Below are 14604 nucleotides of genomic sequence, written 5' to 3'. Positions count from 1 at the left end.
TAATAAACAAAACCCCAATTTAAATTGGGGTTTTGTTTTTAAGTCGAAATATCAATGTACCATTGAAATCTTGTCTAAGAAGAACTTGGTTCTTTCATGGCGTTCATCTGGTTTATTAAAGAAATCATCAGTTGCACAATCTTCTAAAATCTTACCTTGATCCATGAAAATCACTCGTGACGAGACTTTTCGTGCAAAGCCCATTTCATGGGTTACACACATCATGGTCATACCTTCTTTTGCCAGTTGGCTCATGACTTCAAGAACTTCTCCAACCATTTCTGGATCAAGTGCAGAAGTCGGCTCGTCAAATAGCATACATACTGGATCCATGCACAAACCACGAGCAATCGCAACACGTTGTTGCTGGCCGCCAGACAGCTGTCCAGGGAATTTGTTTTTATGTGCTGCTAAACCCACACGATCTAAGTATTGTAAAGCTTTTTTCTCAGCTTCCGATTTAGAACGTTTCAGTACTTTGAGCTGTCCGATGGTCAAGTTATCTAAAACGGTCATATGCGGGAACAATTCAAAGTGTTGGAATACCATGCCTACGCGAGAGCGAAACTGGGCCAAATCAGTTTTTGAATCTTTGAGCGCTGTTCCATCAACAATAATATTGCCTTCTTGAAATGGTTCTAATGCATTGACTGTCTTAATCAGTGTAGATTTTCCAGAACCAGATGGTCCACAAACCACCACAACCTCACCTTTTTCAATGGATGTGGTGCAATCTGTGAGAACCTGAAAATCTCCATACCATTTTGAGATATGCTGTATTTCTATCATTGGCATATTGATTCTCCAATTAACGAATTATTGCTATTTTTTGATGTAAACGCTTCACAAGTCGAGAAAGCGCAAAGGAGATACAGAAATAAACAACCGCTACAATAAGGTAGAATGTTGCTTTGGTTTCAGCACCGTAAGTATTTGCTAAAGTATTTGCATTGCCTAGGAAGTCTGGCGCACTGATCACATATACCAATGAGACATCTTGGAAAAGTACGATAGATTGAGTCAATATAACAGGCAGCATATTTCTAAATGCTTGAGGCAGTACGACATTGGACATGGTTTGTCCATATGTGAAGCCTAAGGCATAACCTGCATTGACTTGACCTTTTGAGACAGACTGAATACCTGAACGAACAATTTCTGAAAAGAATGCAGCTTCAAAAATTGCAAAGGTCACCACACTTGAAAAGAGTGGTCCATAATAGGTATCAGATTGAAACTCAAAGAACTTTGGCAATAAAAAATAGAAAATAAAAATGACCTGAATCAGTGGAACGCCACGGAAAAAGTCAACATATGCTTTAGCAAAATTACTGGCGAGTGTATTGTTGGATAAACGCATCATGGCTAAAGGTGTGCCAATCAGAATTCCACCAATAATAGATAAAATCGTCACAGTAACGGTAAACTTAAACCCTGCAATCAGTGTTTGAATCACATCCTGATTTTGTAAAATACTAAAATCCATGACTATTTACCTCCTGAACCAAGACCAGGAACAGCCATTCGTTTTTCAATCCACGCCATGATGAGCTTAATGGTGTAGGTAATGACCAAATAGACTGGTGTTGAAAGAATAAGGATCACAATATCTTGTGATGTTTCTTCTCGCATCGTTTTGGTATAAGCAAAGAAGTTTAAAACACTGAGTGCATACAGCACGGCAGAGTTCTTGAAAATGTTCATTGCTTCGGAAGTGAGTGTTGGCCATACAATTCGATATGCAACAGGAAGAATGACATAACGATAGCTTTGGCTTTGGGTGAGACCAATCGCAAAAGCTGCATTTTTTTGACCTCTGGAAACAGTATTGATTCCTGAGCGAACTTGTTCTGCAATACGGGCAGCAGTGTATAGACCCAAAGCGAATACACCAACTACTGCCGGGTTGTCATTGAGAATATTTTGCCACCATCCACCATGAACCATTTCACCACTTCCTGTGCTTAGGCTGAGTGGAAGTAGTTCTGGAAACACGAATGCCCAGAAAAAGAGTTGTACAATCAGTGGAATATTTCGAAACAATTCGACATAACATGTGCCAATAAATGCAAGGGGCTTGTTTGGAATCGTGCGTAAGATTCCGATTAACGAACCCAGAAGGAAAGCGATAAAAAATGCAAGTACCGCAGTCCAAACCATGGTCCAGACACCTGAACCTAACAGTTGTAACCATGTGGGTGCATCAGCAACAGGAGAGTAACTTTCACCACCTATAGCTTTACAGACGGATTCAGCCCATGCAGCCTTGTCCAAACTATATTCATTTGAGGGGAGACAATATGCTGTCCAGTTAAGTGAGCCTACTGACATGTGTGCTCCTTTGTATTTTTAATTTTGTAAAAAACTTATAGACCAGACTTTGATTTAAGCCTGATCTATAAACTGTGATTTGAGCACGGGATTAGTTAATGCCAGCGTCTGTAGGGTTGGCTTTAAGTTTTAAGTATGATGAACTCATTGGCATATTTAAGTTCACATTTTTTGGTGCAATTGGAGACTGGAACCACTTTTTATATAAAGCAGCCATTTGACCGTTTTTCCACATTGTGGTGACAGTTTTATCCGCAATTGCCTTATATGCTGCATCACCTTTAGGAAGCATAATGCCGTAAGGTTCAGATGAAAGTACTGGACCTACAATTTTAAAGTCTTTCGGATTTGAAGATTTCGCAATGAGGCCAGCAAGAATATTGTCATCCATAACAAATGCTGCAGCACGTCCTGATGCCACCATTGCGAATGAATCAGAATGATCTTTACCGTAGACATTGTTTACGTTGACCTTTTCACCTTTTTCACCCATTTTGATATATTTATCAGAAGTCGTTCCTTGAGTCGTCACTACAGCTTTACCATTTAAATCTGCAATTGATTTAATTGGTGCATTTGCTTTGACTGCCATGCGTACTTCTGTGGCATAGTAGTTGGTAGAAAAGCTCACTTGTTGTTGACGTTGAATAGAGTTGGTGGTTGTTCCACACTCCATATCAATATTGCCTGCCAGCATTTCTGGAATACGCGTAGATGAAGTAACTGCCTTATATTCCACTTTAAGATTAGGCATTTTGAGTGTTTTTTTCAGTTCATTGGCAAAGTTGTTACAAATATCAACAGCATAGCCCATAGGCTTACCGCCAACAACATAGGAAATTGGATCTGAAGACTCACGATAACCAATGATGACTTTTCCTGATTGCTTGATTTTTGCCAAAGTATCAGCAGCTTGAACTTGTGAAAAAGCGCCACCTGCCATCAGTACACCAAGTGCAGTGGTAAATACTTTTTTTGATAGTGCTTTAGTTGATTGTGTCATTTTGAGTTCTCCATTACATGATTATTTTGGCATTACAATAGTGCTTGTCCTTAAATTAAGCAGTTATCGTGCCAATGCTTTTCCTTGAAAGAATGATCCATCATATTTCTTTATATCATTATTTTTATACTCACTATTCCAATAAGTAAAGGATAAAAATAATAAATTTAGCAAAACTAGAAATGTGATTGGTATCACAAAGCGAAACCTATTTTATTTAAATATTTTGAAATAAATAGCCCTAAGCTCATTTATTTTTGCTTATAGTTTTTTAATCTATATTTAGATATTTGATGTCTATTTCATCAGTTCCAATCTTTGACAAATTGGTAAGTGGTTCATAAAAATAATACATTTTAAAAATTTAACTTTAACTTATAAATAATAAATATTTTTATGTGATTTATTCATTTTTTTTGCTAGTCGTCCTATGTTTACTGTGGTATAAAAAATGAATAGGCATGAATTTTGCTTGATTTATTGAAGCAAAACAAAGTGAAATAAAGCACTGTAGGAAGTAAAGGTATGAAGTTATCGGTTGGACTAAAAGTTGCAAATTCGTTGTCGCTTACGCCACAACTGCAACAAGCCATTCGATTGCTACAATTATCGAGTTTAGAACTTGAACAGGAAATTCAAATTCAACTGGACAGCAATCCTTTACTTGAAAAAGTTGAAGAAGAAACACATGAAAGTTTGGAAAGTGTACAACAAGAGCAACAAGAGTATGAACTTTCTGATGCTTTAAATGCCAATCATTTACCTGATGAGTTGCCTGTAGATACTGATTGGGATGACGTATATACCCATCAATCTACTGCAATGGAACGTCCAGAGTTTGAAGATCGTGAAGATAATCGCCATTCAAATGCATCATTAAAAGAGCATATGCTGGGACAAGTGAATTTACTGCATTTTTCCCCAGTCGATAAACTGATCGCCTACTGTATTGTCGATGCGCTTGATGAGAAAGGTTTTTTGGAAGCAGATATCGACGAAATCGTCAGCTCTGTCCAACATTTGCTACAGCAAATGGACTATGACATTGAAGTTGAAGAGGATGAGGTTCTGGTTGTCTTGAAGTATATCCAACGGCTTGAACCGATAGGTATTGGCGCACGAAATCTTGCAGAATGTCTATTTGTGCAAATCGAGGCTTTACCTGCTAACACTTTATTTAGAAAAGAAGCTCTCATGTTATTAAAACATTATGAGCTTTTGGTTAGCAATGATCTGAATAAATTGATTAAACAGACAGGTCTGAATGCTGAGTCATTGAAATCAGCAATTGAACTGCTGAAAACCATGAAACCTTATCCAGGGGCAGAGTTTGAGCAAAAAGAATCAGATTATCAAATTCCTGATGTGGTGGTTTCCAAAAAGAATAATCACTGGCATGTTCAACTGAATCCAGATGTTTTGCCAAAGTTGAGAATCAACTCTTTCTATTCAGGCATGATCAAGCGTGCTGATCAAAGTGATGAGAACCAATATTTGCGTAATCAAATGTTGGAAGCTAAAAACTTTATCAAAAGTGTAGATGAGCGTCATAAAACGTTATTAAAAGTTGCCAGCTGTATCGTTCAGCATCAACGTGAGTTTTTAGAAATTGGTGCAGAAGGCATGAAGCCTTTGGTGTTGAGAGATGTTGCAGAAGAAGTTGAATTGCACGAATCAACAGTATCGCGAGTCACGACCAATAAGTTTTTGTTGACCCCACTCGGTTTGTTTGAGTTGAAATATTTCTTTTCAAGTCATGTTGGGACTACTTCTGGCGGTGAAGCATCATCCACAGCAATTCGTGCCAAAATTAAAAAATTGGTGGCAGATGAAAATCCTCGTAAACCATTGTCTGATAATACGATTGCCAATTTGTTGAAAGAGGATGGAATCGATGTTGCGCGACGTACTGTCGCAAAATATCGCGAATCGTTACATATTCCATCGTCATCAGACAGAAAAGTCTTGATCTAGTTTTTAAAGTGTGGCTATTCTAATGATTCATTATGACGAAATAATGAATCGCTTGTTTGTCTTTTGGAGTAACTTAAATGATTGCATGATATTCAGCACAGTTTTTTCCTTGGTGAATTCTGTCATGGGATCGTTTTGGTTATGACTTTCATATTCCTATAAAAGGAGAGGGATAAAGCTATGCAAATTACAATTCGTGGACATCATTTAACCATTACACCTGCGATAGAAGAAAATATACGAGATAGATTCTCACAGATGACAAAGCATATTGATCAAGTCAACAGTATGCAGGTGAAATTAAGTAAAGATCATCAATTAGATAAAAGATCAAAAAAAGGCAGTGCAAATCATATTGCGGAAGCAATTGTCCGTTTGCCAGGTATTGAACTTTTTGCACAAGCAACTGCGGATGATATGTATAATGCCATTACTAAGCTGACTGATAAATTAAAAAGACAATTAGATAAGCATCGCAAAATGCAGTTGGATTATCAACCAATGAATATTTTAACGACTTAAACTCCAATTTTTTTAAACATTTTGAAAAGAGGTTGAAAATACCTCTTTTTTTTATCTATATTTTTTGTACCAGCTAATGAATTATTTTAGTGAGTTATAGTAAAATAGCCAGTTTTTACACTGTCAGTCCTATAAAGAGGTCGATGCAATGAATAGTGAACAGCTCACTGAAATTTTAAAAGCAGCTTTTCCTGATGCTGAGGTTGCTGTCAGTGGACAAGCAGGTAAATTTGATCTCCGTATTGTCGATGATCAATTTGAAGGGAAACGTCCTGTTCCTCGTCAACAAGCTGTTTATGCACCACTTAACAGTTATATTGCTAGTGGTGAAGTACATGCGGTCACTATTCGTGCGATGACTAAAGAAGAATGGCGCAAAGCCAGTATGTTTGGAGCTTAAGCGTCAATGGATAAATTTGTCATTCAAGGCGGTGTAAAACTCGAAGGCGAAGTACGCATTTCGGGTGCAAAAAATGCGGCGTTACCTTTGTTGGCTGCAATGATTCTTGCAGACACACCAATTACTTTAAGAAATGTCCCGAATTTAAAAGATGTACGTACTTTGGTTAAATTGATTGGTGGCCTTGGCGTCACCATGAGTTACGAGGGAGAAACCGTGATTGCGGACACCTCTACACTGGATAATCAATTTGCACCTTATGAGTTGGTAAAAACCATGCGTGCATCAATTTTGGTGCTTGGGCCATTATTGGCGCGCTATGGTAGTGCAAAAGTCTCACTTCCGGGCGGTTGTGCGATTGGCTCACGCCCTGTAGACCAGCATTTAAAAGCGTTGGAAGCTTTAGGTGCACAAATTGAGGTCGAAGCGGGTTATGTACATGCCAAAGTCGATGGACGCTTAAAAGGTGGTGAAGTCATCTTTGACATGGTGACGGTCGGTGGAACTGAAAATATTTTAACCGCAGCTGTTTTGGCTGATGGGGTCACGACGATTCGTAATGCTGCACGGGAACCTGAAATTACAGATTTAGCGCAAATGCTGATTAAAATGGGCGCAAAAATCGAAGGTTTGGATACAGATACCTTGGTGGTTACAGGTGTTGAAAGCCTACACGGTTGTGAATATTCAGTAGTTGCTGATCGTATTGAAACTGGTTCATATTTGGCTGCTGCGGCAATCACTGGCGGTAAAGTAAAAACCACCCATACAGATCCAAATTTGCTTGAATCTGTTTTAGATAAATTTGAAGAAATGGGTGCAGAAGTCACTCGTGGTGAAGACTGGATTGAGCTTGACATGATGGGCAAACGTCCCAAAGCAGTCAGTTTCCGTACTTTACCTCATCCAGAGTTTCCAACAGACATGCAAGCACAGATCATGGCTGTAAATGCAATTGGTCGCGGCTTTGCAACAATTTCCGAAACGATTTTTGAAAACCGTTTTATGCATGTCCCTGAATTGGCACGTATGGGTGCAAATATTCAGGTTGAAGGTAATGATGCTATTGTAACAGGTGTAGAAAAACTATCTGCTGCACCTGTAATGGCAACCGACCTGCGTGCTTCGTTCTCTCTGGTTTTGGCCGCATTGGCTGCTGAAGGCGAAACCATTGTTGATCGTATTTATCATATTGATCGTGGTTATGAGAATATCGAAGCAAAATTACAAGGTCTGGGTGCCCAAATTAAGCGAGTGAGCGAGACAAGTTAATGAGCGATATGAGAAACGATGATCCAAATTTTGACGTTATGGGCAATTTTGATCATGGTTTGACTTTGGCATTGAGTAAAGGGCGTATTCTTAAAGAAACGCTTCCTTTGCTTGAAACGGCGGGGATTAACTTACTGGAAGATCCAGATAGATCGCGTAAGTTGATTTTCCCAACCACACATAAACAAGTCCGTATTTTAATTTTACGTGCTTCTGATGTGCCCACTTATGTTGAAAATGGTGCAGCAGATATTGGTGTAGCAGGTAAAGATGTATTAATGGAGCATGGCGCTCAAAATGTCTATGAACCATTAGATTTAAAAATTGCCAATTGTAAGTTAATGACAGCAGGTAAGGTGGGGATGGTGCGTCCTAAAGGGCGTTTAAAAATTGCCACAAAATATGTCAATTTAACTCGTCAATACTATGCAAGCCTAGGTGAGCAAGTGGATGTGATTAAACTCTATGGTTCAATGGAGTTGGCGCCTTTGGTGGGTTTGGGTGATTATATTGTAGACGTGGTTGATACAGGAAATACTTTGCGTGCCAATGGTTTAGAACCTTTGGAAGAAATTTGCAAAGTGTCTTCACGTTTGATTGTGAATAAAGCAAGCTTTAAGCGTAAGCAAACTTTATTAAATCCTATACTTGCACAGCTTGAAAAAGCAGTGGAAGAGCGTGAACAGCAAAAGTAATATCCTCAAGTCAATGTATAATCAAAAACACCACTCAAACTAGAGTGGTGTTTTTTTATAATCAAAATCAAATTTTTAACAAATTATGGCATAACCTATATACGGTTTATGATAAAACATCATAGTCATTCATATATAAAAGCTCAGATGAAAACGCCTCAACAACGTAAAAATCAATCTATACAGATCCTTAAGCAAAATTCAATTCCCTATATTGATCACTTACCTGTGATCGAATCTGTGGAAGAAGTGCAAATGCGTACAGCTGAAGAGATTGCAAAACGAGCGATTGCTTGTTTGTGGGTCATTCAGGTGGCTTGTGATCTAAACAACGATCAATACGATGATGAAACGCAGGAATTTGTATTTGATATTTTAAAAAAAATGCAAGTTTTGGACGAATTGACCGAAAAAGAACGGGCGATTTTAAACCGTGATGCATCTGAACAAGATGTTGTCAATATGGTTTGGAAATATGAAGCCTATTGGGTTTTGTTATGGGCTTTAGGCATCGTGGATGAGCTGAGCTATCCTGATCATATTATTGATTGTGATTTTGCGATTCAGGTGGTGACCTCTTGTGAAACATTTGAGGCATTTATGGCAAAAGTAAAATTACGGGAGATTGACGAAATTTTAGATCAAGCAGATTTAATTTATCGTTATGACTGGGCATGTGTCGATGCACGTTTAAAACAACAACAAGCGCCTGCGAATCTAAACTCATCGGTTGTGGTTGAACGACACGGTGCATTGAATTGGCTAATTCAGGCTGAAAGCGACTGGGATTATCCAGACGTGAGCACTTAAATCAGATTTTGTATGATCAGCAGAATTCCTCATCAGACTTTTCTATCAAACTAAGTTGAATTGACCATGTGATCTTTGCCCACAAGATGTTCAAAACAAGGTAAACTAAATCTTTCTTAAACAACCTTGTGGGTAAATTGATGCGACGTTTATCGACTCAAGAGCAGAACTTTAAACAAGTCTTTGCTGACTTGTTAGCTTTTGAAACAGTGAGTGATCCTGAGCTTTTAAAAACAGTAGACCAAATTATTGCAGATGTGCGTCAGCATGGCGATGCACATGTATTAAAACTCACTCAACAGTTCGATCGACATCCAGCGCATCAATTTTCAGATTTAGAACTGTCACAAACCCAATTAAAAGCGGCGTTTGAAGGCTTAACGGTTGAAATCCGCGAAGCCTTGGAAATGGCGGCACAACGCATCCGTTCATTTCATCAAGCACAAAAACAAGAAGGTTGGACCTATATTGATGAGTTGGGCAACACCCTCGGTCAAAAAGTGACACCTTTAGATCGTGTTGGGATTTATGTTCCAGGCGGTTTGGCATCTTATCCTTCTTCTGTGCTGATGAATGCCATACCTGCACATGTTGCAGGTGTAAAAGAAATTATCATGGTTGTACCTGCGCCAAACGGTGAATTAAATCCTTTGGTCTTGGCTGCTGCATATCTGGCAGGAGTACATCGTGTATTTACCATTGGTGGTGCTCAGGCAGTTGCAGCATTGGCTTATGGCACAGAAACTATTCCACAGGTGGATAAAATCACTGGACCAGGCAATCGTTTTGTTGCCGCTGCAAAACGTGCGGTTTTTGGCCAAGTGGGTATTGATATGATTGCTGGACCTTCTGAGATTTTGGTTTATGCAGAAGGGGAAAATAACGCCCAGTGGTTAGCAATGGATGTATTGTCACAAGCAGAACATGATGCTGTTGCACAGGCGATTTTTATTACACCAGATGAACAGCTTTTAAACGATGTGGAGCAGGCGGTTGAGGCTCATTTGGCTGCTTTGCCAAAAGCGGAAATTGCGCGAACTTCAATTGCCAATCGTGGTGCATTGGTTTTGGTGAGAAACCGTCAAGAAGCGATTGATTTAATTAATCAGGTTGCGCCAGAGCACTTGGAGTTGTGTCTGGATGAAGCCCAGTTGATGTCAGAAAACATTCGCCATGCAGGTGCGATCTTTATGGGGCGTTATACACCAGAAGCGATTGGTGATTATTGTGCAGGTCCTAACCATGTATTGCCAACATCGGGCACAGCACGCTTCTCATCACCTTTGGGTGTTTATGATTTCCAAAAACGTTCAAGTTTAATCATGTGTTCTGAGCAAGGCGTAAAATCACTTGCGAAAACTGCAGATCTTCTTGCTCAGCAAGAAGATCTGGATGCGCATGCGAGATCTGCACGATACCGTTACCAGTAATTAAATTGAATACCTCATTGATCATGTAATACATATTCCTCTCAAAGCAAAAGGGAGGAAACCTTCTAAAATAGAATGCTGGCTATGCAGCATTCATTTTGATAGGTTGGAATTATCTGCTCTAAACGGACCTTTAGATTTACTGTTAAAGTATTGAAAGGGATGGATGAGGAAAATAAGAGATAAGAAAATGTCAAAGATTAGCCCTGAACAAATGCGTTTTTGGAGTCCTGAAGTACGTGCATTAGAACCGTATATTCCAGGGGAACAGCCGAAAATTCAAAATTTATTAAAATTGAATACCAATGAAAATCCTTATCCACCATCGCCGAAAGTGGTTGAAGCGGTTCAAGCGGTTTTGGAAAATTCCGCAGATGCGTTGCGACTCTATCCCGATCCAGATGCAACTGCACTGAAACAGGCAATTGCTCAACAACAACATGTCAATATCGCCAATGTTTTTGTCGGTAATGGTTCAGACGAAGTTCTCGCCCATATTTTTAAAGCTTTCTTCGTACAAGATCAGCCTATCCTCTATCCAGATATTACCTATAGTTTTTATCCTGTTTATAGTCAGTTTTTTGGGCTTTCGGCTAAAACAACAATCATCCCTTTAAATGACCAGTTTGAAATCGAGGTGAATGATTATAAACAGCCCAATGGTGGAATTATTATTACCAATCCAAATGCGCCCACCAGTATTGCGCTAGGTTTGGGTGCCATTGAAGAGGTTTTGCAATCTAATCCAGATGTTGTGGTTGTGATTGATGAAGCTTATGTTGATTTTGGTGCGGAGTCTGCTGTACAGTTGGTTGAAAAATATGAGAATTTGGTTGTCTGTCAAACGACTTCAAAATCTCGTTCTTTGGCTGGACTGCGTGTTGGATTTGCGATTGCACAGCCGCACCTGATTGCAGCATTAGAAGCTGTTAAAAATAGTTTTAACTCATACCCAATCGATCGTTTTGCTATAGCTGCTGCTGTTGCATCATTTGAAGATCAAGAATACTTTGAAGCTCAGTGTCAAAAAGTGATCCTTAGCCGAGACAAACTTGTTGCAGATTTAGAGGCGATAGGTTTTAACGTGCTGCCATCAAAAGCAAATTTTATTTTTGCATCTTTACCTTCTAAAGATGCTGGTGAACTTGCACAAGCGTTACGTGAAAAGGGAATTATTGTACGTTATTTCAATAAGCCCCGTATTAACCAGTTTTTACGCATTACGATTGGTACAGACGAACAGAATCAACGGCTTGTCGATACTTTAAAGCATGATATCTTGAATTAAAGCTGAGTATAAAGTGTGCTAGAGATTGATGTCGCCATCTCAATGAATATTTGGGAGAGGGGGACATATGTTCCCCTCATCTAATTAAAAATAAACGATGATTCGCTGATCACAGGGGCTGACTTAGTTCGTATTCAATGAATTACAGAAACAACACTGTATAAATGAAGACTTGCCTCAAGCTGTCGCGAGTGATGTTTTTGAGTATGATGTTCACCAAGCGTTTTATATTGAACTCAGGTTATTGATCTTCTGAATCTGTTTGATACCAAGTATTGAGTAAATCAAGCATTGCAGAAACTTTATCAAAACATTCCTGATATTCAGCATCGCAATCAGAAGCAATGGTAATTCCACCACCTGCCCATACAGAAACCTTATTCTGAAATTTTTGAATGGAACGGATTAAAATATTCCAAGATCCTGTGCCATCAAAATTAAAATATCCCAAAGAACCACAATAAGCACCACGGGGAGCACTCTCTAGCTCCTCAATAATTTGCATTGCCCGAATTTTCGGTGCGCCAGTGATTGAACCACCAGGCAATGCTGTCAACAGTACATCAAATGGACTGACTTCAGGTTTTAATATTGCTGTGACTTCACTCACCATGTGGTGGACTTGGTTAAAAGATTCAATATTGAAAAGTTGAGGTGTTTTCACTGAACCTGTTTCAGCATATACACTTAAATCATTACGTAACAAATCTACGATCATGACATTTTCAGCTTGATCTTTTTGAGAATGAATTAATCGATCCTTGGACTGTTGATCTAAAACTGGATCATTATAGCGAGGCATCGTGCCTTTGATCGGCTTGGTGATAATTTTACGCTCAGCTTTAAAATCAATAAATAATTCAGGTGAACAACTTAATAACTCAAAATCATCAAGTTTTAAATAGCCCGAATATGGGGCGTCAGTCAATTTCCAGAAATGTTCAGCTGTATCTAAAAGTAAGCCTTGCGCCTGTGCGGTGAATTCTTGTGTTAAATTGATTTGATAGCAATCCCCCGCCTTGATGTATTCTTGGACTTGGGTAAAGGCGTGCACATAGTCTTGTTTTGCCCATGTCGCCTTACAGGGCGTGTCCAGTTTAAATTTGCTTAATGCATGGTCTGTATTTAAAAGGTTTTCTATGAATCTAAAAAAGTCTTCTGCACATGATTCCGAACTATAGAAAACCAATTGTTGATTTTCGATGTGAATAAAAGTTTGATATACACCGATATAAAAATTTGGTTGGGCTTTAGGTGCGGAATCAATATGTTGAGTGCTGGCATAATTGTAGTCTATAAATCCAATATAGCCACCTTGAAACTTTTCAGCGCTATTTGCTGAAGCGAGTGGATTGAAGTAAAAAAAATTATTAAGCTTATTTGTATTGTGATCTTTTTGATAATTCGTAAAGCCGCTTCGTGTATAAGTCTCATATTGTTGTAAAGTCGAAATACAATACTTTTCAGGTAAGAAAGCGATGATATCTTGTCCTGAATTCTTTAAATAGACACAACCAAAAAGCGAGTGAAGTCGATGTAACACTGTAGCAATATTGTTTGATGGAAAATGTAATAACTTCCGAAACATAGGGAGATTGAACTCAAAAAGAAAAAGACATGGATCAGGTATATTCTACCTGAAAACTCAGGTGAAAAAACTGTTTACCGTTTATCGGTTTCATCACCTTTTTGATAAACAGCAGTTGAACAAAAAGTAACATACAGTTAACTTAAAAGGGCAAAACGGACTACTCAAGGATTGGTGTTCTAAGTTGTAAAACAACTAAAAACAACAGGGAACTACGGAGAGTGGTTAAAAATGAAAAAAAATGCTCTTGGGAGAGTACGGATTATGAAATTATTTACTAAACTCGCTTTAGTTTCTGCTGTTGCTGTTAGCTCAAATGCAATGGCTCTGCAAGCAATGGATGATGCAGCACTGAGTGCAACGACTGGTCAGGATGGTATTTCCATCGGGATTGACGCAGATAAAATTGAAATTGCAAAACTACATGTTTTTGATGGCGACGGTTTAGCTGCTGCAGGAACAGCAGGAGTTGATGCTGGTTCTGGTGGTTCTACTAAAGCAGGTGCGATTACGTTAAATAATGTAGTAGTGACTAAAACAGGTACAGGTAACCTTGCTGATTTAGTGATTGATACTGATGGTAGTGCTGATGCTGGTAATGCAGGTAAACCATTTTTGAATGTTGCAGCAGCAATCAATGCGCTCAGAATTGATTTAGGTAAAATTGAAGTTAATAATGTAACTGGTACTGCTGGTGCTTATAAGCCAGACACTGCATCAGCTGAAATTTTAAGTGGCTTAACTGTAAATGTGGGCGCAACGACAGCAAATATCCAATTGGGTAATACACCACAAGGTGCAATGATTAAATTGAATGGATCAATGATTGGAGGTTTATCAATCAGTAATTTGGCACTTAAAGATGCATCTAGCGCTGGTGGTGGTTATATCGTATTGGGTGGCATTAAAGTTACAGATAGTGGTTCAGCGAACTTAGCTTTAGATGCAGATGTTGCTGTTACGACAAAAGGTTTGGCTGTAACTGCAATGAAAAGTGCGACAGGTACAGATATTTACTTAACTAAAGTGGTATTAGGTGGTGGTACAGGATATGTACCAGGCACGCCTGGGACAGCAGGTACTGGCGTAGGATCAGGCTCAATTGGTGATGTCGCAATTACGGGTATGAAGTTTTATAACGGTGGTTCAGCAACAGCTAATGGTGTGAAACTAACAATTGCTGGTCACTAAGTTAACGCTAGAGATATAAAAAGAAACGCATGCAAAGCATGCGTTTTTTTTTACAAAAAAACTTCCTAAAAGCGACAAAAGTTCAAAAAAAGACTGTTTT

14 protein-coding genes are annotated in these 14604 nt (G+C 38.8%); 9 read left to right on the top strand and 5 right to left on the bottom strand.

Features of this window, described 5'->3' with window-relative positions:
* Positions 1–51: 51 nt before the first annotated feature.
* From OSH00_RS17255 to OSH00_RS17240, 4 genes are all read right to left on the bottom strand, one after another.
* Positions 52–795: an amino acid ABC transporter ATP-binding protein gene (locus tag OSH00_RS17255; protein ID WP_266131456.1), complete on the bottom strand. Its 744-nt coding sequence runs from the start codon at positions 793–795 to the stop codon at positions 52–54.
* Between the two features lie 13 nt (positions 796–808).
* Positions 809–1486 (bottom strand): amino acid ABC transporter permease, encoded by a 678-nt coding sequence (locus OSH00_RS17250; RefSeq protein ID WP_266131455.1) that lies wholly within the window; start codon positions 1484–1486, stop codon positions 809–811.
* A gap of 2 nt (positions 1487–1488) precedes the next feature.
* The gene (locus tag OSH00_RS17245) at positions 1489–2331 is read right to left on the bottom strand and encodes an amino acid ABC transporter permease (RefSeq protein ID WP_266131454.1); all 843 of its coding nucleotides are present in this window, start codon (positions 2329–2331) and stop codon (positions 1489–1491) included.
* 91 nt (positions 2332–2422) lie between these two features.
* Positions 2423–3334 carry an amino acid ABC transporter substrate-binding protein gene (locus tag OSH00_RS17240; protein WP_004830092.1) on the bottom strand — a complete coding sequence of 304 codons (912 nt, stop codon included), beginning with the start codon at positions 3332–3334 and terminating at the stop codon, positions 2423–2425.
* 525 nt (positions 3335–3859) lie between these two features.
* Here OSH00_RS17240 and OSH00_RS17235 point away from each other — a divergent pair.
* From OSH00_RS17235 to hisC, 8 genes are all read left to right on the top strand, one after another.
* Positions 3860–5308, top strand: a complete 1449-nt coding sequence (locus OSH00_RS17235) for an RNA polymerase factor sigma-54 (protein ID WP_266131453.1) — start codon at positions 3860–3862, stop codon at positions 5306–5308.
* Positions 5309–5488: 180 nt separating this feature from the next.
* Positions 5489–5830, top strand: coding sequence for a ribosome hibernation-promoting factor, HPF/YfiA family (hpf, locus tag OSH00_RS17230; protein WP_266131452.1), 342 nt, complete (start codon positions 5489–5491; stop codon positions 5828–5830).
* A 148-nt stretch (positions 5831–5978) separates the two neighbouring features.
* Positions 5979–6230, top strand: coding sequence for a BolA family iron metabolism protein IbaG (gene ibaG / locus OSH00_RS17225; RefSeq protein WP_004830087.1), 252 nt, complete (start codon positions 5979–5981; stop codon positions 6228–6230).
* A gap of 6 nt (positions 6231–6236) precedes the next feature.
* Positions 6237–7502: a UDP-N-acetylglucosamine 1-carboxyvinyltransferase gene (gene murA, locus OSH00_RS17220; RefSeq protein ID WP_004830086.1), complete on the top strand. Its 1266-nt coding sequence runs from the start codon at positions 6237–6239 to the stop codon at positions 7500–7502.
* Positions 7502–8197: an ATP phosphoribosyltransferase gene (gene hisG, locus OSH00_RS17215; protein WP_266131451.1), complete on the top strand. Its 696-nt coding sequence runs from the start codon at positions 7502–7504 to the stop codon at positions 8195–8197. The genes murA and hisG overlap by 1 nt, the downstream gene beginning before the upstream one ends.
* Positions 8198–8344: 147 nt before the next feature.
* Positions 8345–9007, top strand: a complete 663-nt coding sequence (locus OSH00_RS17210; protein WP_266131450.1) for a DUF4272 domain-containing protein — start codon at positions 8345–8347, stop codon at positions 9005–9007.
* 128 nt (positions 9008–9135) lie between these two features.
* The gene (gene hisD, locus OSH00_RS17205) at positions 9136–10437 is read left to right on the top strand and encodes a histidinol dehydrogenase (RefSeq protein ID WP_266131449.1); all 1302 of its coding nucleotides are present in this window, start codon (positions 9136–9138) and stop codon (positions 10435–10437) included.
* A gap of 190 nt (positions 10438–10627) precedes the next feature.
* The gene (gene hisC, locus OSH00_RS17200) at positions 10628–11725 is read left to right on the top strand and encodes a histidinol-phosphate transaminase (protein ID WP_266131448.1); all 1098 of its coding nucleotides are present in this window, start codon (positions 10628–10630) and stop codon (positions 11723–11725) included.
* 241 nt (positions 11726–11966) lie between these two features.
* Here hisC and OSH00_RS17195 read toward each other — a convergent pair whose 3' ends face one another.
* Positions 11967–13313, bottom strand: coding sequence for an anthranilate synthase component I family protein (locus OSH00_RS17195; RefSeq protein ID WP_266131447.1), 1347 nt, complete (start codon positions 13311–13313; stop codon positions 11967–11969).
* 264 nt (positions 13314–13577) lie between these two features.
* Here OSH00_RS17195 and filA point away from each other — a divergent pair, with 264 nt between their 5' ends.
* Positions 13578–14504, top strand: a complete 927-nt coding sequence (gene filA / locus OSH00_RS17190; protein WP_266131446.1) for a putative pilus system protein FilA — start codon at positions 13578–13580, stop codon at positions 14502–14504.
* Positions 14505–14604 lie beyond the last annotated feature (100 nt).

The sequence above is a fragment of the Acinetobacter nematophilus genome (assembly GCF_026344175.1).
In the GTDB taxonomy this organism is placed as follows: domain Bacteria; phylum Pseudomonadota; class Gammaproteobacteria; order Pseudomonadales; family Moraxellaceae; genus Acinetobacter; species Acinetobacter nematophilus.
This window is presented reverse-complemented; position numbering and strand designations above follow the sequence as displayed.